The organism is Stenotrophomonas sp. TD3, from assembly GCF_001939825.1.
GTDB lineage: Bacteria > Pseudomonadota > Gammaproteobacteria > Xanthomonadales > Xanthomonadaceae > Stenotrophomonas.
The window spans coordinates 1639990-1661383 of sequence record NZ_MOYM01000001.1 but is presented as its reverse complement, the minus strand read 5'-3'; the positions used below and the strand labels follow the sequence as shown (position 1 = coordinate 1661383).

Here is a 21394-nt window from a genome sequence, read left to right as displayed (position 1 = left end):
AGGCATGCCACCGCGCCTGCCCTGCGCGAGGCCGCGCATGATCCGTCGCCTGCACGACACCAACGACCTGGTGCGCGCGTTCCCGCGCGTGCATTTCGTCGGCATCGGCGGCACCGGCATGAGCGGTATCGCCGAAGTGATGCTGACGCTGGGCTATGAAGTGTCCGGCTCGGACAACGCCGACAACGTGGCGACCCGCCGCCTGGCCAGCCTGGGTGCGCGCATCATGCGCGGCCACTCCGCGGCCAACGTGCTGGGCACCGACTGCGTGGTGGTCTCCAGCGCCATCCGCGAAGACAACCCGGAACTGATGGAAGCGCGCAGCCAGCGCATTCCGATCATGCCGCGTGCGGCGATGCTGGCCGAGCTGATGCGCTTCCGCCGCGGCATCGCCGTGGCCGGTACCCATGGCAAGACCACCACCACCAGCCTGACCGCTGCGGTGCTGAGCGAAGGTGGCCTGGACCCGACGTTCGTGATCGGTGGCCAGCTGCTGGCCGCCGGTGCCAACGCCAAGCTGGGTGGTGGGCAGTGGCTGGTGGCCGAGGCCGATGAAAGCGATGGCAGCTTCCTGCGCCTGAATCCGCTGATGTCGATCATCACCAACATTGATGCGGATCACTTGGAGAACTACGGCAACGACTTCGCCCGCGTGCAGGCGGCGTTCGCCGAGTTCCTGCAGCGCCTGCCGTTCTATGGCCTGGCGGTGCTGTGCATCGACGATCCGGAAGTGGCGGCACTGGCTGCCAAGACCCCGCGCCACGTGATGAGCTACGGCATGAGCCCGCAGGCCGACGTGCGCGCCGAGAACGTGGTGCAGGAAGGGTCGCGCATGCGCTTCACCCTGCGCCTGCCGCAGGGCACCAGCCAGGAAGTGGTGCTGGCGCTGCCGGGCAAGCACAACGTACTCAACGCGCTGGCCGCCGCTGCGGTGGGCTGGCAGCTGGGCGTGGCACCGGACGCGATCGCGCGCGCGCTGGAAGGTTTCGCCGGTGTCGGCCGTCGCTTCAACGATCTGGGCGAGGTGACCACCGCCAGCGGTGCCAAGGTCCGCATCATCGACGACTATGGCCATCACCCGAGCGAGCTGGAGGCGGTGTTCGCCGCCGCCCGTGGTGGCTGGGCCGACAAGCGCCTGGTGGTGGCCTTCCAGCCGCACCGCTACAGCCGTACCCGCGACCAGTTCGACAAGTTCGCCGCGGTGCTGTCCAGCGTCGATGCGCTGGTGCTGAGCGAGGTCTACCCGGCCGGTGAAGAGCCGATTGCTGGCGCCGACTCGCACGCGCTGGCCCGTGCCATCCGTGCGCGCGGCCGCAGCGAGCCTGTGGTGGTGGGCAAGGCCGCCGAGCTGGCCAGCGTGCTGCCGGACGTCCTGCAGGACGGTGACCTGCTGCTGATGATGGGCGCCGGCGACATCGGTGCGGTGGCCACCCATATCGCGGTGGAAGGTTTCAAGGGGGAGGGCCAGGCGTGAGCACGCTGACCTTCCCGCCGCTGCGCGTGACCGACCCGGCCGGGTTCGGCCGCGTCGCCGTGCTGCTGGGCGGCAGTTCCAGCGAACGCGAGGTGTCGCTGGATTCCGGCCGCAACGTGCTCGAAGCCCTGCAGTCGCGTGGCGTCGATGCGTTCGCGGTGGACGGCATCCCGGCACTGGCCACGGCGCTCGCCGCCGGTGGCATCGACCGCGTCTTCAACATCCTGCACGGCCACAACGGTGGCGGTGAGGACGGCATCGTGCAGGGCCTGATGGACGCCTTCGGCGTGCCGTACACCGGCTCGAACGTGCTGGGTTCGGCGCTGAGCATGGACAAGATCCGCACCAAGCAGGTGTGGTTGTCGCTGGGCCTGCCGACCCCGCAGTACCGCAAGGTCACTGCCGAGGACGTGCACGCCAATGCCGCCGAACTCGGCCTGCCGGTGGTGGTGAAGCCGGCCAACGAAGGCTCCAGCGTGGGCATCAGCCGGGTCACCGATGACGCCGGCCTGGATGAAGCGGTGGCGCTGGCCGCGCGCTACGACGGCCAGCTGCTGATGGAGCAGATGGTGGTCGGCGACGAACTGACCGTGGCCATCCTCGGCGACGTCGCACTGCCGTCGATCCGCATCGTGCCCAAGGGCCAGTGGTACGACTACAACGCCAAGTACATCGCCGAGGACACCCAGTACTTGTGCCCGGGCCTGGACGGTGACGACGAAGAAGAGATCCGCCGCATCGCGCTGGCCGCGTTCCGTGCTGCTGGCTGCCGTGGCTGGGGCCGCGTGGACGTGATGCGTGATCGTGCCAGCGGTCGTTTCTTCCTGCTGGAAGTGAACACCGCGCCGGGCATGACCAGCCATTCGCTGGTGCCCAAGGCGGCCCGCCAGGCCGGCATCGGTTTCGAGGAACTGGTGTGGCGCGTGCTGGAACAGACCCTGGAGGCCTCGCACGCATGAACGCGGTGCTGCGCATCTTCGTCTGGCTGTTGGCGCTGTCGGTGGTTGCACTGCCGGTGGTGGCCGTGGTCAATGGCTGGGTCGGCGCCGAGCGCTGGCCGCTGGCGAAGCTGCGCGTGCATGGTGAGTTCAAGCGGGTGCCGGCCGAACAGCTGCAGCAGGTGCTGCTGCCGTATGCACGCGCCGGTTTCTTCGCGGTCAAGCTGCAGGACGCGCAGGACGCCCTGGAAAAACTGCCGTGGGTGGAAAGCGCACAGGTCCGCAAGCAGTGGCCGGACGTGCTGGAAGTGACCCTGGTCGAGCACAAGCCGTTCGCACGCTGGGGCACCGACCGCCTGGTGTCCGAGCAGGGCAAGCTGTTCCCCACGCCGAAGAAACTGTCCGACCTGGCATTGCCCGAACTGGATGGTCCGGACAGCCAGACCGAAGAAGTGATGAAGCTGTACAGCGACTCGCGTGCATTGTTCGCACCGGCCGGCGTCGATGTGCGCCGGGTGACGATGGATGCACGCGGCAGCTGGTCGCTGGTGCTGAGCAACGGCACCGAAGTGGTGGTCGGCCGTGACGACGCGCGCTCGCGCATGCAGCGCTTCGTCAAGGTACTGCCGCAGCTCAACCGTCAGGACGCGCCGATCGAGCGCGCCGACCTCCGTTACACCAATGGTTTCACGCTGAGCTGGGGTACCCCGGCCACGCCGGCGAAAACGCCGGCGACCCCGGCCAGAAGCACGCAGGAAAGGACATGAATCGCAAGGGTGACAAATCGCTGATCGTTGGCCTGGACATCGGCACCTCCAAGGTGGTGGCGCTGGTGGGCGAGTATTCGCCGGGCAACCCGATCGAAGTGATCGGCATCGGCTCGCACGAATCGCGCGGGCTGAAGCGTGGCGTGGTGGTGGACATCGAATCGACCGTGCAGTCGATCCAGCGCGCGGTGGAAGAAGCCGAGCTGATGGCCGGCTGCGAGATCCGCTCGGTGTACGCCTCGATCTCCGGCAACCACGTGCAGTGCAAGAACTCGCCGGGCATCGTGCCGATCCGCGACGGTGAAGTGACCTGGGGCGACCTGGATCGCGTGCTCGACGCGGCAAAGGCAGTGGCGATCCCGGCCGACCAGAAGATCCTCCACGCGATCCCGCGCGAGTACGTGCTGGATGATTCGCAGGAAGGCATCCGCAACCCGGTCGGCATGACCGGCGTGCGCCTGGAAGTGCATGCCCACCTGGTGGTGTGCGCGCAGTCGGCCGCGGCCAACATCAGCAAGTGCGTGCAGCGCTGCGGCCTGCAGGTGGACGACCTGGTGCTGTCCTCGCTGGCCTCCAGCGTGGCGGTGCTGACCGCCGACGAGCGCGAGCTGGGCGTGGTGCTGGTCGACATGGGCGCCGGCACCACCGACATCGCCGTGTTCGTGCAGGGCGCGATCTGCCACACCGCTTCGCTGCCGATCGCCGGCGACCACGTGACCAACGACATCGCGCACATGCTGCGCACGCCAACCCCGGAAGCCGAGCAGATCAAGGTGCGCTATGCCTGCGCCCTGGCCCAGCTGGCCACGGCCGAGGAGAGCATCCAGGTGCCGTCGGTGGGCGACCGCCCGCCGCGCCGCATGCCGCGCCATTCGCTGGCGCAGGCCGTGCAGGGCCGCTACGAGGAAATCTTCGAGATGGTGCAGGCCGAACTGCGCCGCTCCGGCTTCGAGGAACTGGTGCGCGCCGGCATGGTGCTGACCGGTGGCGCGTCGAAGATGGAAGGCGTGGTCGAGCTGGCCGAGGAAATGCTGCAGATGCCGGTGCGCGTGGGTATCCCGCAGCACGTCACCGGCCTGGGCGAAGTGGTCGGCAACCCGGTGCACGCCACCGGCGTGGGCCTGCTGCTGATGGGCAGCCAGATCGAGCACCCGCGGCGGCCGTCGCTGCCGACCGGACGCGCGGGAAGCATGTTCAAGAAACTCAAGACCTGGTTCCGCGGCGAGTTCTGACGCGGAACCCGTAAACCCGGGCCTCGCCCGGGCGCAACACCCGCAGTACCCGCAGTACCCGCATCACAACGCAGTACCGGCAACACACAACCCACACAGCCGCAACGTCGGCATGCAGCAGGACGGCAGGACGCCCGAATGCCCATGCCAGCCAAAGCGGATACAACGAGGACACGGACATGGCGCATTTTGAACTGATCGAAAAGATGGCACCCAATGCGGTGATCAAGGTGGTTGGCGTGGGCGGCGGCGGCGGCAATGCCGTGGCGCACATGGTCAACTCGGCGGTGGATGGCGTGGAATTCATCACCGCCAACACCGACTCGCAGGCCATCAAGAATTGTGGTGCCAAGCTGCAGCTGCAGCTGGGTACCAACGTGACCAAGGGCCTGGGCGCAGGCGCGAACCCGGAAGTCGGCCGCCAGGCCGCGCTGGAAGACCGTGAGCGCATCATGGACGCGCTGCAGGGCGCCGACATGGTGTTCATCACCGCCGGCATGGGCGGCGGCACCGGCACCGGCGCTGCGCCGGTGGTTGCACAGCTGGCCAAGGAAATGGGCATCCTGACCGTGGCCGTGGTCACCAAGCCGTTCCCGTTCGAAGGCCGTCGCCGCATGCAGGTGGCGCTGAAGGGCATCGAGGAACTGAGCCAGCACTGCGACTCGCTGATCACCATCCCGAACGAGAAGCTGATCACCGTGCTGGGTCGCAATGCGACCATGATCCAGGCCTTCCGCGCTGCCAACGACGTGCTGCAGGGCGCCGTGCAGGGCATCGCCGACCTGATTGTGCGTCCGGGCCTGATCAACGTCGACTTCGCCGACGTGCGCACCGTCATGTCCGAAATGGGCCTGGCGATGATGGGTACCGGCACCGCCCGTGGCGATGACCGCGCCCAGGCCGCTGCCGAATCGGCGATCCAGAACCCGCTGCTGGACGATGTGAACCTGGCCGGCGCCAACGGCATCCTGGTCAACATCACCGCCGGTGCCGACTTCACCATGGCCGAGTTCGACGAGATCGGCCGCACCATCGATGGCTTCGCTTCCGAAGATGCCACCGTGGTGGTGGGCACCGTGCTGGACCCGGACATGCAGGACGAAGTGCGCGTGACCGTGGTGGCCACGGGCCTGAACCGCGTCTCGGCCAGCAAGACCCAGCGTCCGGGCGAGCGTGCGCCGATCAAGCTGGTCCGCAACGCCACCACCGGCCAGCCGGAGTTCGGCGAGTTCGACAACGGCGGCGATGCCGTCTCCAAGGCGGTGGGCGGCATGGGCCTGGGCCTGCGTCGCGCCAGCAGCGATACCGCGGCGGCCTCCGCACCGTCGGCCCCGGCCGCTTCGGCCCCGGCGGCGGCGGAACTGCCGAACGATTACCTGGACATCCCGGCGTTCCTGCGCCGCCAGGCGGACTAAGCGGGGCGGCCCGGGGTTGTCCTCCCCGGGTTGCGCCACCATGTCCTGAAAACGCGGGCGCCGGGCCAGGATGGGCCCGGCCGCCCTGCTTCACGCGCTTCCCAGCGGCGTGCCGGTGCGTCCTGCCGGTGGCTGCAACTGGCGTTTCAGCCAGGGTAGGGGAGTGCGCGTGTTAATCTAATGTGTCACTTCCGGTCCATCCCCCATGATCCAGCAACGCACCCTCAAGAACACGATCCGCGCCACCGGCGTTGGCCTGCACAGCGGTGACAAGGTCTACATGACCCTGCGCCCGGCACCGGTCAACCATGGCATCGTGTTCCGCCGCGTGGACCTGGACCCGGTCGTGGAAGTGCCGGCCAAGGCCGAGCTGGTCACCGAAGTGACCCTGTGCACCGGCCTGACCTGCAACGACGCCAAGATCCAGACCGTCGAACACCTGATGTCGGCGCTGGCCGGCCTGGGTGTGGACAACATCATCGTTGAACTGTCCTCGGCCGAGCTGCCGATCATGGACGGTTCGGCCGGCCCGTTCGTGTTCCTGCTGCAGTCGGCAGGCATCGTGGAACAGGATGCGCCCAAGCGCTTCATCCGCGTGCTGAAGACCGTGGAAGTGACCGAGGGCGACAAGGTGGCCCGCTTCACCCCGTACGAGGGCTACAAGCTGGGCTTCACCATCCAGTTCGACCACCCGATGATCCCGGCCAAGCAGTCGCGCCAGGAGATCGAGTTCTCGACGCTGGCCTACACCAAGGAAATCTCCCGCGCGCGCACCTTCGGTTTCATGCGCGACCTGGAATACATGCGCGAGCGCAACCTGGGCCTGGGCGGTTCGATGGACAACGCCATCGTGCTGGACGAGTTCCGCGTGCTCAACGAAGACGGCCTGCGCTACGCCGACGAATTCGTGCGCCACAAGATCCTTGACGCCATCGGCGACCTCTACCTGGCCGGTGGCCAGGTGCTGGGCGCCTACGAGGGCTTCAAGTCCGGCCACGCGCTCAACAACAAGCTGGTGCGGGCCCTGATGGCCGACGCCAGCGCCTGGGAATGGGTCAGCTTCGACTCGCCGGCCACCCCGGATCCGGTGGAATACGCCACCCCAGCCTACGCCTGATCCTGTAGGTTATTGAATTTAAAAATAAAAACGCCGCCTTCCAGGGCGGCGTTGTTGTTTCCGGCGCCAGCGACGCATTCAGCGCGCTTGAAACGCGTCAAGGCCGGTTCAAGGTCACGGTTTTGTGAACCTGTTGGATCGGAAGCCTGAATTTAACGAAGTTTTAACTCCAATCTAACGACAGGCCCCCGGATGGCAGCTAGGATGCGACCCGGCCCCCGAAATGTTTCACGCCGTGGTGACACGCGCGACGGGGAGCGGAGCCGGATGCTCCGTTGTCGTCAGGACCGTTTCTTCGGCTTCGAGGGAATGTCCTGCAGGCAAGCCAAGGCGTCGCGTAGCCCTTTGTGCGTGGCGGCTGAAACTGCGTGGGGGCCATTCCGGTTGTCGATCGCTGGGGAGCGTGAGGGAGTGGTGGACGCAGTCTTGATGGTCACCCTGGTGGCCTTCAGCCCGATGGAACGGGCCGCGTCGAGCAACTGGGCTTCGGCAAGCCGCAACTTGGCATGCCAGACCGGGGACTCGACGAGAAAAACGAGGTGTTCCCCGTCCACATTGGCCAGCCGGCAACGGCTGCGCAGAGGTGGCGGCAACTGGGGGCGCAACTGACGGTCCAGCGCGTCGAGCCACAAGGCACGCCGCAGCGGGTTCCCGCTTTTGTCCGCCATCACCGCATCCAGCGCCGGTTTCGGCACTGACGCGGGGCGAACGCTGGATTTCGGCTCAGACATGAAAACTCACTGATGGCATTCAAAAAGATCGTAATCAAAACGCGTGAAGGACAGGCCAAGGCGTCGCCCATCGCGCGTTTGCGGTTCTATTTCGAGGACCGCCCCCGCGCCCTGCTGGGCAGCGTGCTCGGGGTAGGCTGCATTATCGGCCTTGCCGGCGGCATTGGCGCCAGTGCGCTGAATGATTCGCGGCTGCAGGCCAAGGTCGACCGGCAGGACGCGGAGCTGGCCAAGGTCAAGCGCGATGCGCAGACCCAGGTCAACGCGCTGGCCGCCCGTCTCGGCGAGCTGCAGGCCCAGGCCACCCGCCTGAACGCCCTCGGCGAACGACTGACCCAGATGGGCAAGCTGGAAGACGGCGAGTTCGACTTCAACGAGACCCCCGGCCTCGGTGACGGCGACGCCGGCGGCCCGACCAGCGACATCCCGGTCAAGGACGTCAACGCCGACTTACAGGTGCTGGAGCAGCGCTTTGCTGCTTCAGGCCGCCAGTTGTCGGTGATGGAATCGCTGATGTTCGACCACCAGCTGCAGCAGAACGCCGTGCCGTCGCGCATGCCGATCCGCAACAGCTACGTGACCTCCGGTTTCGGTACCCGTGCCGACCCGTTCGGCCGCGGTGCCGCCACCCACAAGGGCATGGACTTCCACGCCAAGGTCGGTGACCCGGTGATGGCCGTGGCCGAAGGCGTGGTCAGCTTCGCCGGTGTGAAGGGCGGCTATGGCAACGTCGTCGATGTCGACCACGGTAATGGCTATGTCACCCGCTACGCGCACAATTCGCGCCTGGTGGTGAAGGCCGGTGACCTGGTCCGTGCCGGCCAGGAAGTGGCCAAGGCCGGTTCCACCGGCCGTTCGACCGGTGCCCACGTGCACTTCGAGGTGTGGGAAAACGGCAACGTGGTCAACCCGCGCAAGTTCCTCGGCGACGGCGGCAACACGCCGGTCGGGCGGATCAGCCGCGGCTGATGCCGCGTTGGGGTGCCGGCCGCCGGTCGGCACTACCGCCCCCGGAGTACGGGGGCAGCGCCGTAGGCGCGGGGGTGTGGAGGCCAGGTAAGAGGGGCCCGCGGTTCGCGCAGCGAAGCGTGGGAGCGCCAGCGCGCATGCGCTGACGCGTACCCGGCCAGCGGCCGGCACTACCCCACGGGGTTGAAACCCCTCGCGGCCGTCCCAAGCTACAATGGGTGTTGCCATCGACAGGGCGCCAGGCGCCCTGTTTCGTTTGCGGCGGACGGATCCCAAGGGGGAGGCCGGGCGTCGTGTCCATCCAACCCGGTTCCTTCAATGATCAACAGCCTGCTTACCCGCGTATTTGGCAGTCGTAACGAACGACAGCTGCGCCAGCTCAACCGCATCGTCGCCAAGATCAATGCGCTGGAGCCGGAGATCGAGAAGCTTTCCGACGAGCAGCTTCAGGCCAAGACGCCGGAGTTCAAGCAGCGCATCGCCGGCGGTGAAGCCCTGGACAAGGTGCTGCCGGAAGCGTTCGCGGTCTGCCGCGAAGCCGGTCGCCGCGTGCTGGGCATGCGCCACTACGACGTGCAGCTGATCGGCGGCATGGTGCTTCACCTGGGCAAGATCGCAGAAATGCGCACCGGTGAAGGCAAGACCCTGGTGGCGACCCTGCCGGTGTACCTCAACGCGCTGGAAGGCAAGGGCGTGCACGTGGTCACCGTGAACGACTACCTGGCCCGCCGCGATGCCGCGCAGATGGGCAAGCTGTACAACTGGCTGGGCCTGAGCGTGGGCGTGGTGTACCCGGGCATGCCGCACAGCGACAAGCGCGAAGCCTACGCGGCCGACATCACCTACGGCACCAACAACGAATTCGGTTTCGACTACCTGCGCGACAACATGGCGCTGTCCAAGGCCGACCGCTACCAGCGCGGCCTGCACTACGCCATCGTCGACGAAGTCGACTCCATCCTGATCGACGAAGCGCGTACCCCGCTGATCATCTCCGGCCCGGCCGATGATTCCCCGGAGCTGTACATCCGCGTCAACCGCGTCGTGCCGCACCTGGTCAAGCAGGAAGCGGAAGACGGCGAAGGCGATTTCTGGGTGGACGAGAAGGGCAAGCAGGTGCACCTGTCCGAAGCGGGCATGGAACACGCCGAGCAGCTGCTGGTCGACGCCGGCATCCTCGACGGCGAGACCGAAGGCCTGTACGCGGCGCAGAACCTGACCGTGGTCCACCACCTCAACGCCGCCCTGCGCGCGCACGCGATCTACCAGCGTGACGTGGACTACATCGTGCGCGACGGCGAAGTGGTCATCGTCGACGAATTCACCGGCCGTACCCTGGCCGGCCGCCGCTGGTCCGACGGCCTGCACCAGGCGGTGGAAGCGAAGGAAGGCGTGCCGGTCCAGCGCGAGAACCAGACGCTGGCGAGCATCACCTTCCAGAACCTGTTCCGCATGTACAAGAAGCTGTCCGGCATGACCGGCACGGCCGATACCGAAGCGTTCGAGTTCCAGAGCATCTACGGCCTGGAAGTGGTGGTGATCCCGACCAACCGCCCGACCATCCGCAAGGACAGCCCGGACCAGGTGTTCCTCAACCGCAAGGGCAAGTTCAATGCGGTGCTGGCCGACATCGAAGAGTGCGCCAAGCGCGGCCAGCCGGTGCTGGTGGGTACCACCTCGATCGAAACCTCGGAAATGCTGTCCGAGCACCTGAGCAAGGCCGGCGTGAAGCACGAAGTGCTCAACGCCAAGCAGCATGACCGCGAAGCGACCATCGTCGCCAATGCCGGCCGTCCGGCCGCCGTGACCATCGCCACCAACATGGCCGGTCGTGGTACCGACATCGTGCTGGGCGGTTCGCTGGAAGCCGAAATCCACGCCCTGGGCGAGGACGCGACCGACGAGCAGAAGGCCGCAGTCAAGGCCGAATGGCAGAAGCGCCACGATGCAGTGAAGGCCGCGGGCGGCCTGCACATCGTTGGCACCGAGCGCCATGAATCGCGCCGTATCGACAACCAGCTGCGTGGCCGTTCGGGCCGCCAGGGTGACCCGGGTTCGTCCCGCTTCTACCTGTCGCTGGAAGACAACCTGATGCGCATCTTTGCCTCCGACTGGGTGCAGAAGGCCATGCGCATGATGGGCATGAAGGAAGACGACGTCATCGAGGACCGCCTGGTCAGCCGCCAGATCGAAAAGGCGCAGCGCAAGGTCGAGGCCCACAACTTCGACATCCGCAAGAACCTGCTGGACTTCGACGACGTCAACAATGACCAGCGCAAGGTGATCTACGCCCAGCGCGACGAGCTGCTGGATGCCGAGTCGGTGAAGGCGAATGTCGATGGCATCCGCGACGACGTGATCTTCGACATCGTTGCGCGCTTCGTGCCGCCGAACTCGATCGACGAGCAGTGGGACCTGCGCGGCCTGGAAGCGACCCTGGAGTCGGACTTCGGCCTGCAGATGTCGCTGACCGACCTGGTCAAGGAACACGAAGAGCTGGACGCCGAGGCCATCGCCACCAAGGTCCAGGAGCGCGTCAACCAGCACTTCGCCGAGAAGGAAGCCGGCCTGGGCGAAGAGACCATGCGCGCGCTGGAGAAGCACGTGATGCTGACCGTGCTGGACCAGAGCTGGAAGGAGCACCTGGCGCGCATGGATTACCTGCGCCAGGGCATCTACCTGCGTGGTTACGCGCAGAAGCAGCCGAAGCAGGAATACAAGAAGGAAGCCTTCGAGCTGTTCTCGGACATGCTGGAGAACGTCAAGCGCGAAGTGGTGACCCTGCTGGCCCGCGTGCGCATCCGCAGCGACGAGGAAGTGCAGGCCCTGGAAGCGGCCGAGCGCCAGCAGGTGCAGGCGCGCCTGAGCCAGTCGCAGTTCCAGCACCAGGATGCGGGCGGCTACAGCGCCGACGAGGAAGCCGCGCAGGTCGAAGCCGCCCAGCAGGGCGTGGCCACGCTGCAGCGCGACGAGCCGAAGATCGGCCGCAACGATCCGTGCCCGTGCGGCAGTGGCAAGAAGTACAAGCACTGCCACGGCCAGCTGAGCTGACCCCGAAGAGCCCCGCGAAAGCGGGGCTTTTCTTTCATGGCGGCTGTTTCGCGGGGCTGATCCGGCCGGATCCGAGATTGCGTGGCCCGCCCTGTTCTGGGCATGCTTGCCCCATGCCTTCCCCCACCCGATCGATCCACGTCGTGGCCGCCGTCATCACCGACGCCCGTGGCCGCGTGCTGCTCAACCGCCGTACCGAGAACCGCGACATGGCCGGCCTGTGGGAGTTCCCCGGCGGCAAGCGCGAATCCGGCGAGACCTCCGAACAGGCGCTGGTGCGTGAACTGCGCGAAGAGCTGGGCATCGAGGCCGATGTCGGGCCCTGGCTGATGGATGTGCCGCAGCGCTATCCGGACAAGCACCTGACCCTGGAAGTGCGCCACGTGCGCAGCTGGAAGGGCACACCGCGCGGGCGCGAAGGCCAGGCGATCACCTGGGTGGCGCAGGACAAGTTGGGCCGCTATTCGATGCCGCCGGCCGACCTGCCGGTGGTGGCCGCACTGCGCCAACCGGACCGCTACCTGATCACGCCGGCGCCGGCCGACGATGCCGGCGGCGTGCAGCACTGGCATGACCGGCTGCAGCAGGCAGTGGCGGCCGGCCAGCAGCGCATCCAGCTGCGCCTGCCGCCGGAACATCCGCAGCGGCAGGCCATGATCGAACAGGCCGTACGCGCGCATCGCCGCGGCGTGCAGTGGCTGCTGAACCGCGATATCGCGTTGGCACGCGCACTGGGCGTGGGCGTGCACCTGGGCAGCGAGCAATTGCTGGCCCTGCAGGAACGGCCCTTGCCGGAAGGGCAGCTGGTCGCCGCGTCCTGCCACGATCTGGAGCAGCTGCAGGCAGCGCAGCGGCTGGGCTGCGACTTCGCGGTGCTCGGCCCGGTGCAGGCCACGGCCAGCCATCCCGAAGCGGTGCCGCTGGGCTGGGAGGCCTTCGCCGCACTGCGCGCGCAGGTGTCGCTGCCGATCTACGCGTTGGGCGGCATGGCCGCCGGCCACATCGCCGAAGCACGCCGGCATGGCGGGCAGGGCATCGCTGCGATTCGCGGGTTGTGGCCAGCGTAACGCCGCGCACGCAGGGTCGGATGCAGTAGATCCACGCCATGCGTGGATGAACCCCTCCCGATCACAGCGTGATCCAGAAACACCCGTATTGCCGCCGCAACCCCAGCACGGTCGAAGCGCGCGACACGCTGCCGGGCAAGGTCTGCTCCAGGCGCAGGCCGACCGGATGCCGTGCTGCTGGCGGCTCAGGGTCGGATCCCTGCGCCGCAGGGCTCTGACCCTCCTCCTGCGAGGACGCCAGCCCCTGTGACGGATACACCGGCACCACGTCCACCAGCGGCCGTCGTGCCAGCGATTCGAGTTGACCGAGGATGCGCTGCGCGCCGGCATCGGAGACCGCACCCCACAGGTACAGCGAGGACAGCCGGTTCACATCGTTGCTGACGATGCCGGTGCGCAGTGCTTCCACCAGCTCGCTCAGGCGCCGTGGGCAGCGCGCACCCAGGGTGTCGCGCGGCAGGGTGCTGCCGGTGGGCGCGGGCGGTGGCAATCGCGATTGGGCGCCGACGCTGTCGCAGGGGCGGTCGGTATACACGCTCTGTCCCTGCGCGTCGGTGCAGCGGTTCAGGCGTGGGGACTGCGCATGGACCACGCTCGATGCCGAACACAACGACAGCAGCAACAGCAGGAAGGAAAACCGTTTCATCGGCGCAGGGTAGCGCCGATCGCGGTGGCATGGCGTGCTTTCAGCCGTGCAGCAGCTTCAACACCGACGTGGTCGGCTTGGCCAGGTTCAAGGTGTAGAAGTGCAGGCCCGGCGCGCCGCCCTCGATCAGGCGCTGGCACAGTTTGGCCACCACTTCGGTACCGAACGCCCGCACCGATTCGGCATCATCGCCATAGGCCTGCATCTTGCGGCTGATCCAGCGCGGGATTTCCGCACCGCACTGCTCGGAGAAGCGGCGCAGCTGGCTGAAGTTGGCGATCGGCATGATGCCGGGCGTGATCGGTACCTGCACGCCGAGCCGGCGCACGGCATCGACGAAGTGGAAGTACGCATCCGGGTTGTAGAAATACTGGGTGATCGCCGCGTCGGCGCCGGCATCGATCTTGGCCTTGAAGTGCTTGAGGTCGGCCAGTGCATCGGAGGCCTGTGGATGGGTCTCCGGGTAGGCACCGACTTCGATGCGGAAGGCGTCGCCGTGTTCGGCGCGGATGAAGTCGATCAGCTCGGCGGCGTAGCGCATGTCGCCGGGGAACCCCATGCCGGAGGGCAGGTCGCCGCGCAGCGCGACCAGGCGATGGCAGCCGATGGCGCGGTACAGCTTGAGCAGTTCGCGGATTTCCTGGCGGGTGCCGCCGACACAGGACAGGTGCGGTGCAGCCTCGAAGCCATGGTGCTGGTTGAGGTGGCGCACGGTCTCGGAGGTATAGCTCAGGGTCGAGCCACCGGCGCCGAAGGTACAGGACACGTATTCGGGGCCGTAGTCCTTCAGCCTGGCCGCGGCGCGGTCGAGCTGGCTGCGCTGTTCGTCGGTCTTGGGCGGATAGAACTCGAAGCTGATGGCAGTCATGGCACGGGCGGCGGCGGCGGGTGCGGATCAGTATATCGCTTCATCAAGATGGATGTGCGATTGAGGCGTGAGGGCAGGTCATCCGTGGTGCGCGACCGTTCGCCCTGCTGACCGGCCGCTGCTCCGGAATCGCAACCCGGATGCCGCGGCCGGCGGCACGCTTATCCCATCCCGGCACCACCCACCTGATGAAGGAGCAGACGATGAAGATCTTCCTGGCACTCTGGTACGCGATGAAGGCCCTGGCCCGGCTGGCGATGATCGGCATGGCGATGGCCGTGCTCGGCTCCGGTTCCGCGCATGCCGCCACCGGCTCGACCGCTGGCAGGGTGCAGGTCGAGGTGGTCGGCAAGGGCCGCCCGCTGCTGATGATCCCCGGCCTCAACAGCAGCGCCGAGGTCTGGCGCGAGACCTGCCTGGCCCTGAAGGATGTGCAGTGTCACCTCGTGCAGTTGCCGGGCTTTGCCGGCGCGGCAGCGGCCGATCCGCGCCCGGTCGACTTCCTGCCGGCGATGCGTGGGCAGCTGCTGGCCTACCTGCACGACCAGCACCTGGGCCCGGTGGTGGTGGTCGGCCACAGCCTCGGTGGCCTGCTGGGCCTGCAGATGGCGCAGGCCGAGCCGAAGGCGGTCAGCGCGCTGGTGGTGGTCGACGCCCTGCCATTCCTGCCGGCTGCGCGTGACCCCAAGGCCACCACTGACAGCGTGCGGCCGGTGGCCGACCAGCTGCGCAAGGGCATGCTGGCCGCCGACGCCGCGCAATGGCAGGCGCAGTTGAAGGCGGGCCTGCCGGGCATGACCCGCGATCCGCAGCGCCAGGCCGAACTGGGCCGCTGGGGCGAAGTCAGCGACCGCCAGACCACGGCCGATGCCATGCATGCGGTGATGACCACCGACCTGCGCGACAGCATCGCTTCGATCACCGCGCCGACGCTGGTGCTCGGCAGCTGGGCCGGCTACCAGCCGATGGGTGGCACCGAGGACGGCACCCGGGCGGTGTTCCAGGCCCAGTACGCGAAACTGCAGGGTGTGCAGATCGCGATGAGCGCGCAGGGTTTCCACTTCCTGATGTGGGATGATCCGCGCTGGTTGCAGGAACAGGTGCAGCGTTTCCTCGCCGCGCATCCCTGACCCTTGTCCGCCCTCCTGCCACCGCCGAGAGCCCGCATGGACGCCACCACGCCTTCCCGCCGATTCTGGACGCTCAATGCACTGGCATGGGCCGGCTATGCGATGTACGGGCTGTGGGTGGGAATGCGGATCGGTGGCGGCGTGGTGTTCAGCGGCATCGTGCTGATCACCGTCAGCGTGGCGGTCTCACTCTGGTTGTGCAGCGGCGCGTTGCGTTCGGTTGCACTGCGCCAGCGCTGGTGGGAGGGGAGCCTGGGCAGCCTGGTGCTGAAACTGGCCGCCGGCGTGGTGGTCGGGGCCAGCGTCGCGCAGGCGGTAACGGCGGCGCTGCTGCTGCCGGCACTGGCGCTGGGCTGGGTGCAGCTGCCTGGTGGCCATGCCGATTACCAGTGGTCTTCGGTGCTGGTGTACTGGATGAACACCGCGCTGTTCCTGCTGATGTGGACCGGGTTGTGGGCGGGCCTGCACGGCCTGCGGCGGGCGCGCCACAGTGAGCTGGCCCGCCTGCGCGCCGAGGCCGAACGCAGCGCGCTGGAGCGCGATGCGTTGCGTGCGCGGCTCAACCCGCACTTCATGTTCAATGCGCTGAACAACCTGCGTGCGCTGATCCTGGAAGACCCGGAACGGGCCCGTGACATGGTCACCCGCCTGTCGCGCACGCTGCGCCAGGCGCTGGCCCACAACCGCAGCGAGCAGGTCACGCTGGCCGAGGAACTGGCGGTGGTCGACGATTACCTGGCCATCGAGGCGGTCCATTTCGAACAGCGCCTGCAGGTGCGGCGGCAGATCGATGCCGATGCCACGCAGGCACAGCTGCCGGCGATGGCGTTGCAGTTGCTGGTGGAGAACGCGATCAAGCATGGCATCGCCAGTCGCCCCGGCGGCGGCGAGGTGCAGATCCGCGCCACGCTGGACAATGACGTGCTGCGGTTGCAGGTGGACAATCCACTTTCAACCGGCAGCGAACCCACCCATGGCCATGGTGTCGGCCTGGCCTACCTGCGCGCACAGCTGGGCACGCGTGGCCGATTCGTGCTGCAGCCGGTCGGTGACCGCATGCAGGCCCTGCTGGAGATTCCGCAATGAGTGGCGTGCTGCGCGTGTTGATCGTTGATGACGCACGGCTGGCGCGGCAGGAGCTGCGCACGCTGTTGTCGGCGCTGCCCTGGGTGCAGTGCGTGGGCGAGGCCGACGATGTGCCCGCCGCACGCGAGGCGATCACCACGCTGGCACCGGACCTGGTGCTGCTGGATGTGCAGATGCCCTCCGGCAGCGGCTTCGATGTGCTGGATGGACTGGAGACGGTGCCGGCCGTGGTCTTCGTCACCGCCTACGACACCTACGCGGTGCGCGCGTTCCAGGCCAATGCGCTGGATTATCTGGTGAAGCCGGTGGAAGCGCCGCGGCTGCTGGAAGCGCTCGAGCGGGCGCGGCAGCGCGAGGCGGTGGCGGCCGACGTGCCGGAATCGCGCGGCACGCTGGGCGCGCAGGACCAGGTGTTCGTGCGCGAGGGCGAACGCTGCTGGTTCGTGGCGGTCTCGGAGATCCGCCGGCTGGTGGTGGATGGCAACTACACGCGGCTGTGGTTCCGCGACCAGAACGCCTTGCTGACCCGCAGCCTGAGCGCGCTGGAGGCACGCCTGCCCCCGGAACTGTTCTTCCGTGCCAACCGCAACACGCTGGTCAACCTGCGCCGCATCCGTGGCGTGACGCCGAGCATCGGCGATGGTTATGACCTGGCGCTGGACGACGGCAGCGAGGTGGAAGTGTCGCGGCGGCAGGCGCGTGAACTGCGCGAGCGGATGGCGTTGTAGCTGCCGCTACAGCTCGGCACTGACCGGGCTGGTGAGGAAGCCCCACAGCAGGCGCGTCATCACTGCCGGTGAGCGTGCCTGAGCGCGGGCGTAGGCGAGCAGTGCATCCAGCCGCGGGCGGTCGTAGAGATGACCGGCCAGCAGCACCGCATGCACGCGGCGGGTACTGGCGGTGTCGTGCAGCGGGTTGCCATCGAGCAGCACCAGATCGGCCACCTTGCCGACCTCGACGCTGCCATGCGATGCCTGCAGGTCAAGATGGCGCGCAGCCTGCAGCGTGGCAGCACGCAATACGTCGGCCTGGCTCAGGCCGGCTTGCCGCAGCCACTGCAGTTCATCGTGGTAGCGGGGGCCGCCCAGCCCGGTATCGGTGCCGACCAGCACGGTGACGCCGGCGCGATGCGCGGCGCCGGTCAGCGCCAGCCCGTGCTCGAAGTAGGCCTTCAGTGCGTCTTCGCCGCGCAGGCCGGGGTAGCGCGCCACGGTGGCCTGCAGGTCATCACGCCACGCCCAGCGTGAGAGTGGATCCAGATAGGCCAGGCGCGGATCGTCGACGAAGGCCGGGTCGCGTGCGCGCGCGTCTTCCTCGCGGGTGACGTGCGTCGGCACGAACGCGGCACCGCTGGCCTGCATCACACCGAACGCCTCGTTGCAGAGCGCGGGCTGGTAGCCGCCGACCATGCGTTCGGCCAGCGCGGTTGGATCCTCGCTGTCGAGCGTGCCGCCGCGCCACGCCGCCGCGTTGTCGAAGCAGTGGCGTACGAATAGATGGGCATGCTCGAAGCTGCGCTGGCCTGCCTGCACCGCGTCTTCCAGAGGCACGGCCTTGGGAAGGTGGCCGACCAGCGGGCGACGCAGCTGCTGCGCCTCGGTGGCCAGCCGCTGGTAGGTATCCGCACGTAGCCGGTTGTAGACCTTCAACGCATCAACACCACGCGCGCTGTACGTGCGTGCACGCGTAGCGGCGGCCTCCGGTGCAAGTGACGGATCTTCGAAGTAGAAGCTGGCGACCTGCACGAAGCGCGGTGCAACCTGCTGCCCGGCAATGGCCTGTGCGGTCCAGCGGCGCTTGTCGGCGACGCAGGCGATCAGCGGATCGGCGGCCTGTGGGCAGTCCATCATGTCGCGGGTGCCGGTAATGCCGTTGGCCAGCATCAGCGGGAACTGCAGTTGCGGCGACACCTGCAGTGCATGGGTGTGCATGTCCCAGAAACCGGGCAGCAGCCACCGGCCACCGGCATCAAGAACGGGCATTGTGGTGTCCCGTGGCACTTCGCCAATGGCGGTGATCGTGCCATTGCGCACTGTCACCGTGGTCGGTTCACTGACGTGGCCGCGCTCGACATCCACCACGCGGGCATTGACGATCACGCGGTTGTTGCCCGGCTCGGGCAATGGCGGTGCCGACAGCGGCCAGAGCAGGGCGGCGGCGAACAGCACTGGCGGCGCCAGCAGGACGGTGGCCAGGGCGATCGGCCATCGCCGACGGCGGGCGGAACGGGGCAACGCGCATGCTGCATCCATGAGCCGGCGATCCTTGCATTGGGTCGCCTGCAGAGTGCTGCAAGCCGGACGCGGGCGCCAGTGACCATCGGCATCCGGCCCTGCCTGCCTCCGGGGCGGTTACCCTGTGCGGTGGAACTCCTGACCACGCCATGCCATGTCCATCGTCCTCACCGATTTCGCCCGTCCCCGCCTGTTCCCGCGCGTGCCGCGCGGCAATACCATCCAGGACTGCACTGCCGAGCAGTTCGAGGCACACCTCAATGCACACGCGCCGCTGAAGGTGCTCGACGGCTACGCGCCGTTCTGCAAGTTGTTCGTCTACGAGAACTGGACCAGCACGCGCTGCCTGACGGTGCCGGTCACCGAGGCCAACCGCCACCAGCTGCGCAGCGGCTACGAAGCGCGCAACCGCGAGGAACTGCCGGTACTGGTGCGCTGGTTCGAGGGCGTGGAATCGCCGCGTGCGAACTACCTGGTGGTGATCCTGTACAGCGCCGAGCAGCTGGCGAAGGAAGGTTCACCGATCGAGGCCGACTGGGGCATCGTCGGCTGCATCTACACCGCCGAACCGGAAGAAGTGCCGATGGCGCCGATCACCATGATGCGCAATGCGCTGGGCGTGGAGGAGGGCGGTTCCGGCGTGCCACTGGACCGGGAGGCCTACCAGCGCTCGGTGGCGTTCTGGGAGAACAACGCCAACTGGCGGCCCTGACTCGGATCCCCGTATCGCGGGACGCTGACCGGGTCATTCGACCCCATGCGCACGCGCCATGCCCGGCTGATCTATGATCGGGCCAGACCAACGCACGGAGGGCGGGGCATGGCTGGCTTGGCAAGGATGATCCTGATGATGCTGGCTGGCCTGCTGCCGGCCACCACAGCACTGGCGGCAGCGCCGGTTGCAGAGACGGCCTGTGCGCCCTTGGCGGCGGTTCCAGGTCTGCGCGACAGGGGCGTGACCGCGTTGTCGATGCGGCCCGAGGGCGGTCGTTGCGTGGTCGAGGTGACCGCTGCCGACGGCAAGGCGCTGCTTCGGCAGCAGCAGATCCTGAATGTACTGGCGCAGCACGCCTGTGCAGCGCCTGCGGAGGTGACTGTGGACGGCGCGCAGATGTCCCTAACGTTGCGCCTGCCGAAGCATTGCGCGGCGCGCGGCGGTCGGGACCTGTTCGCGGGCGAGGGCATCCCGTGGATGCAGCCACGCGGCGTATCGCCGCGCTACCCACCAGAGGCCATGCAACAGGGGCTTTCCGGACGCAGCCAGCTGAAGGCGCTGATCGATGCACAAGGGGCCGTTGCCGCGGTGATCGTGGAGACCTCCAGCGGCTACGCGCTGCTGGATGAAGCGGCGGTGGAAGAACTGCGCGGCTGGCGTTTCGTCCGCGCCGACGCGAAGAGCACGGTGCCAGAGTTGACCATCGTGCGCGTGCCGATGCGGTACGCGCTGGTGGAGTGACCGCCATCCACGCGTGGCGTGGATCTACATGTGGCAATGCGGTTGATGAGGAGGCTGTTCCGCGTGGTCATGCCATTCACGCATGGCGTGGGTCTACCGGACCGCAGTAGAGCCACGCCATGCGTGGCTGCAGTCCCGTCAGACGGCTATCCACTCCCACCACGGGTAGTGGTACTCGCGGTCGATGGCCTGCCAGTGCCGGCCACACTGTGCGCAGGCAACCGCGTGGCACTCGCCCCAGCCACCTTCGGCTTCGCCCACCGAAAGCAGCCGCATCTGCCCCTGTTCAACCAGACGACGCGGATCGAAGAACGGGTAGCCGGGATTGAGTGCGCACAGGCACCCCTCGCGCGCGTGCCAGTAATGCAGCCGACGCAGGGCCCCCTTCAGGTGCGCCTGGTTGCTGATCAGCATGCCGCCGAGCGCGACGCCCTGGCAGCGCTGTTCAATCAATTCCGCGTATGCGGCCAATGCATCCAGCGAGGGCGCGCTGAACAGCCGTGCGACCGTGCGTGCGGCGTCGGTGATGCGCGTGCCGTCGCGCGACAACAGGTCCTGCAGCAGCACGTCGGCCTGTGCATCGTCGAGCCGGGGTATCGGCGCTGCAGACCACGGCCAGCGCATCAGCGTGACTTGCCGATGGCAGCGTAGTGGCCGGCGGTGAGGCGCAGCAGATCGGCCGGTGCCAATTCCACTTCCAGGCCGCGGCGCCCGGCGCTGACATGCAGCGTGGGCAGCGCTTCGGCACTGGCGTCCAGGAAGGTTCGCAGACGCTTCTTCTGCCCCAGTGGGCTGATGCCACCGACCAGATAACCGGTCGCGCGCTGTGCGGCATCGGCGGCGGCCATCTCGCACTTCTTGCAGCCGGCGGCTTCGGCCAGCGCCTTCAGGTCGAGCTGACCGGCGACCGGCACGATTGCCACCAGCAGTTCGTGTGCTTCAGTGCTGGCCAGCAGGGTCTTGAACACCTGGGCCGGGTCGAGGCCGAGCTTGTCGACGGCTTCGCCGCCATAGGATTCGGCGTGGGCGTCGTGCACGTAGCTGCGCACGGTGTGGGCGATCTTCTCGCGCTTGAGCAGGTTGATGGCCGGGGTCATGGGTGAATCGTAGCGCGGGGCGGGGGTGTTGCCTTGACCGAAGCTATTGCGGGTGGATACGTGGTGTACGGCCACACGCGAACGCAGAACGGGCGCCCGAAGGCGCCCGTTCTGTC

Annotated in this window: 19 protein-coding genes and 1 pseudogene; 14 read left to right on the top strand and 6 right to left on the bottom strand. The window is 67.5% G+C overall.

The features are described from left to right. Positions 1 to 37 precede the first annotated feature (37 nt). The 6 genes and pseudogenes from murC to lpxC all read left to right on the top strand — a co-directional run bounded on the left by murC (position 38) and on the right by lpxC (position 6943). Positions 38 to 1474 carry a UDP-N-acetylmuramate--L-alanine ligase gene (gene murC / locus BKE09_RS07870; RefSeq protein ID WP_014035986.1) on the top strand — a complete coding sequence of 479 codons (1437 nt, stop codon included), beginning with the start codon at positions 38 to 40 and terminating at the stop codon, positions 1472 to 1474. Next, positions 1471 to 2433, top strand: coding sequence for a D-alanine--D-alanine ligase (locus BKE09_RS07865; protein ID WP_075675362.1), 963 nt, complete (start codon positions 1471 to 1473; stop codon positions 2431 to 2433). The genes murC and BKE09_RS07865 overlap by 4 nt, the downstream gene beginning before the upstream one ends. Continuing rightward, positions 2430 to 3104: pseudogene (locus tag BKE09_RS07860) on the top strand (cell division protein FtsQ/DivIB); the annotation flags it as partial. The gene BKE09_RS07865 and the pseudogene BKE09_RS07860, both read left to right, overlap by 4 nt. A gap of 71 nt (positions 3105 to 3175) precedes the next feature. Continuing rightward, positions 3176 to 4411 carry a cell division protein FtsA gene (ftsA, locus tag BKE09_RS07855; RefSeq protein ID WP_005408083.1) on the top strand — a complete coding sequence of 412 codons (1236 nt, stop codon included), beginning with the start codon at positions 3176 to 3178 and terminating at the stop codon, positions 4409 to 4411. 179 nt (positions 4412 to 4590) lie between these two features. Beyond that, positions 4591 to 5826 carry a cell division protein FtsZ gene (gene ftsZ / locus BKE09_RS07850; protein WP_005415297.1) on the top strand — a complete coding sequence of 412 codons (1236 nt, stop codon included), beginning with the start codon at positions 4591 to 4593 and terminating at the stop codon, positions 5824 to 5826. A gap of 205 nt (positions 5827 to 6031) precedes the next feature. Continuing rightward, complete coding sequence (gene lpxC, locus BKE09_RS07845) at positions 6032 to 6943, top strand: UDP-3-O-acyl-N-acetylglucosamine deacetylase (protein ID WP_008267619.1); 912 nt, start codon at positions 6032 to 6034, stop codon at positions 6941 to 6943. Positions 6944 to 7224: 281 nt separating this feature from the next. Here lpxC and BKE09_RS07840 read toward each other — a convergent pair whose 3' ends face one another. After that, positions 7225 to 7674: a DUF721 domain-containing protein gene (locus tag BKE09_RS07840; RefSeq protein ID WP_014035989.1), complete on the bottom strand. Its 450-nt coding sequence runs from the start codon at positions 7672 to 7674 to the stop codon at positions 7225 to 7227. A 12-nt stretch (positions 7675 to 7686) separates the two neighbouring features. Between BKE09_RS07840 and BKE09_RS07835 the strand changes: the two genes are divergently transcribed. From BKE09_RS07835 to BKE09_RS07825, 3 genes are all read left to right on the top strand, one after another. Continuing rightward, positions 7687 to 8643, top strand: coding sequence for a M23 family metallopeptidase (locus BKE09_RS07835; protein WP_049443148.1), 957 nt, complete (start codon positions 7687 to 7689; stop codon positions 8641 to 8643). Positions 8644 to 8961: 318 nt separating this feature from the next. Continuing rightward, the gene (gene secA, locus BKE09_RS07830) at positions 8962 to 11694 is read left to right on the top strand and encodes a preprotein translocase subunit SecA (RefSeq protein WP_014035991.1); all 2733 of its coding nucleotides are present in this window, start codon (positions 8962 to 8964) and stop codon (positions 11692 to 11694) included. A 113-nt stretch (positions 11695 to 11807) separates the two neighbouring features. Next, on the top strand, positions 11808 to 12761 hold the full coding sequence (locus tag BKE09_RS07825) for a Nudix family hydrolase (RefSeq protein WP_075675361.1): 954 nt from the start codon (positions 11808 to 11810) through the stop codon (positions 12759 to 12761). A gap of 61 nt (positions 12762 to 12822) precedes the next feature. Here the strand turns inward: BKE09_RS07825 and BKE09_RS07820 are convergent, their stop codons facing one another. Beyond that, a complete protein-coding gene (locus BKE09_RS07820) occupies positions 12823 to 13407 on the bottom strand; it encodes a DUF4124 domain-containing protein (RefSeq protein ID WP_075675360.1) in 585 nt (194 codons plus the stop codon). A 40-nt stretch (positions 13408 to 13447) separates the two neighbouring features. Further along, the gene (metF, locus tag BKE09_RS07815; RefSeq protein WP_075675359.1) at positions 13448 to 14275 is read right to left on the bottom strand and encodes a methylenetetrahydrofolate reductase [NAD(P)H]; all 828 of its coding nucleotides are present in this window, start codon (positions 14273 to 14275) and stop codon (positions 13448 to 13450) included. Positions 14276 to 14478: 203 nt separating this feature from the next. Here metF and BKE09_RS07810 point away from each other — a divergent pair, with 203 nt between their 5' ends. Genes BKE09_RS07810 through BKE09_RS07800 form a run of 3 tightly spaced genes read left to right on the top strand, consistent with a single transcriptional unit; the run spans position 14479 to position 17219 of the window. Next, a complete protein-coding gene (locus BKE09_RS07810; RefSeq protein ID WP_075675358.1) occupies positions 14479 to 15405 on the top strand; it encodes an alpha/beta hydrolase in 927 nt (308 codons plus the stop codon). Between the two features lie 36 nt (positions 15406 to 15441). Then, positions 15442 to 16491 (top strand): histidine kinase, encoded by a 1050-nt coding sequence (locus BKE09_RS07805; protein ID WP_049444800.1) that lies wholly within the window; start codon positions 15442 to 15444, stop codon positions 16489 to 16491. After that, positions 16488 to 17219, top strand: coding sequence for a LytTR family DNA-binding domain-containing protein (locus BKE09_RS07800; protein WP_075675357.1), 732 nt, complete (start codon positions 16488 to 16490; stop codon positions 17217 to 17219). The genes BKE09_RS07805 and BKE09_RS07800 overlap by 4 nt, the downstream gene beginning before the upstream one ends. A 6-nt stretch (positions 17220 to 17225) precedes the next feature. Here the strand turns inward: BKE09_RS07800 and BKE09_RS07795 are convergent, their stop codons facing one another. Beyond that, positions 17226 to 18743 carry an amidohydrolase family protein gene (locus BKE09_RS07795; RefSeq protein ID WP_075675356.1) on the bottom strand — a complete coding sequence of 506 codons (1518 nt, stop codon included), beginning with the start codon at positions 18741 to 18743 and terminating at the stop codon, positions 17226 to 17228. A gap of 136 nt (positions 18744 to 18879) precedes the next feature. On the opposite strand from BKE09_RS07795, the gene BKE09_RS07790 reads away from it, so the two are divergent. Next, positions 18880 to 19437 carry a DUF3228 family protein gene (locus BKE09_RS07790; protein WP_075675355.1) on the top strand — a complete coding sequence of 186 codons (558 nt, stop codon included), beginning with the start codon at positions 18880 to 18882 and terminating at the stop codon, positions 19435 to 19437. 45 nt (positions 19438 to 19482) lie between these two features. Continuing rightward, the gene (locus tag BKE09_RS07785) at positions 19483 to 20181 is read left to right on the top strand and encodes an energy transducer TonB (RefSeq protein ID WP_240502883.1); all 699 of its coding nucleotides are present in this window, start codon (positions 19483 to 19485) and stop codon (positions 20179 to 20181) included. A 138-nt stretch (positions 20182 to 20319) separates the two neighbouring features. On the opposite strand, the gene BKE09_RS07780 is transcribed toward BKE09_RS07785, so the two are convergent. After that, a complete protein-coding gene (locus BKE09_RS07780; RefSeq protein ID WP_075675353.1) occupies positions 20320 to 20805 on the bottom strand; it encodes a hypothetical protein in 486 nt (161 codons plus the stop codon). Next, positions 20805 to 21278, bottom strand: coding sequence for a Cys-tRNA(Pro) deacylase (gene ybaK, locus BKE09_RS07775; RefSeq protein ID WP_014036002.1), 474 nt, complete (start codon positions 21276 to 21278; stop codon positions 20805 to 20807). Before ybaK ends, BKE09_RS07780 begins: the two co-directional genes overlap by 1 nt. Positions 21279 to 21394 lie beyond the last annotated feature (116 nt).

Excerpts from the sequence above, each read along its gene's own strand:
- BKE09_RS07785 (WP_240502883.1), top strand. The coding sequence starts at position 19,483 with ATGCGCACGCGCCATGCCCGGCTGATCTATGATCGGGCCAGACCAACG.
- ybaK (WP_014036002.1), bottom strand. The coding sequence starts at position 21,278 with ATGACCCCGGCCATCAACCTGCTCAAGCGCGAGAAGATCGCCCACACC.
- BKE09_RS07780 (WP_075675353.1), bottom strand. The coding sequence starts at position 20,805 with ATGCGCTGGCCGTGGTCTGCAGCGCCGATACCCCGGCTCGACGATGCA.
- BKE09_RS07825 (WP_075675361.1), top strand. The coding sequence starts at position 11,808 with ATGCCTTCCCCCACCCGATCGATCCACGTCGTGGCCGCCGTCATCACC.
- ftsZ (WP_005415297.1), top strand. The coding sequence starts at position 4,591 with ATGGCGCATTTTGAACTGATCGAAAAGATGGCACCCAATGCGGTGATC.
- metF (WP_075675359.1), bottom strand. The coding sequence starts at position 14,275 with ATGACTGCCATCAGCTTCGAGTTCTATCCGCCCAAGACCGACGAACAG.
- BKE09_RS07835 (WP_049443148.1), top strand. The coding sequence starts at position 7,687 with ATGGCATTCAAAAAGATCGTAATCAAAACGCGTGAAGGACAGGCCAAG.
- BKE09_RS07840 (WP_014035989.1), bottom strand. The coding sequence starts at position 7,674 with ATGTCTGAGCCGAAATCCAGCGTTCGCCCCGCGTCAGTGCCGAAACCG.
- BKE09_RS07795 (WP_075675356.1), bottom strand. The coding sequence starts at position 18,743 with ATGGATGCAGCATGCGCGTTGCCCCGTTCCGCCCGCCGTCGGCGATGG.
- murC (WP_014035986.1), top strand. The coding sequence starts at position 38 with ATGATCCGTCGCCTGCACGACACCAACGACCTGGTGCGCGCGTTCCCG.
- ftsA (WP_005408083.1), top strand. The coding sequence starts at position 3,176 with ATGAATCGCAAGGGTGACAAATCGCTGATCGTTGGCCTGGACATCGGC.
- BKE09_RS07810 (WP_075675358.1), top strand. The coding sequence starts at position 14,479 with ATGAAGATCTTCCTGGCACTCTGGTACGCGATGAAGGCCCTGGCCCGG.
- BKE09_RS07800 (WP_075675357.1), top strand. The coding sequence starts at position 16,488 with ATGAGTGGCGTGCTGCGCGTGTTGATCGTTGATGACGCACGGCTGGCG.
- BKE09_RS07820 (WP_075675360.1), bottom strand. The coding sequence starts at position 13,407 with ATGAAACGGTTTTCCTTCCTGCTGTTGCTGCTGTCGTTGTGTTCGGCA.
- lpxC (WP_008267619.1), top strand. The coding sequence starts at position 6,032 with ATGATCCAGCAACGCACCCTCAAGAACACGATCCGCGCCACCGGCGTT.
- BKE09_RS07805 (WP_049444800.1), top strand. The coding sequence starts at position 15,442 with ATGGACGCCACCACGCCTTCCCGCCGATTCTGGACGCTCAATGCACTG.
- secA (WP_014035991.1), top strand. The coding sequence starts at position 8,962 with ATGATCAACAGCCTGCTTACCCGCGTATTTGGCAGTCGTAACGAACGA.
- BKE09_RS07790 (WP_075675355.1), top strand. The coding sequence starts at position 18,880 with ATGTCCATCGTCCTCACCGATTTCGCCCGTCCCCGCCTGTTCCCGCGC.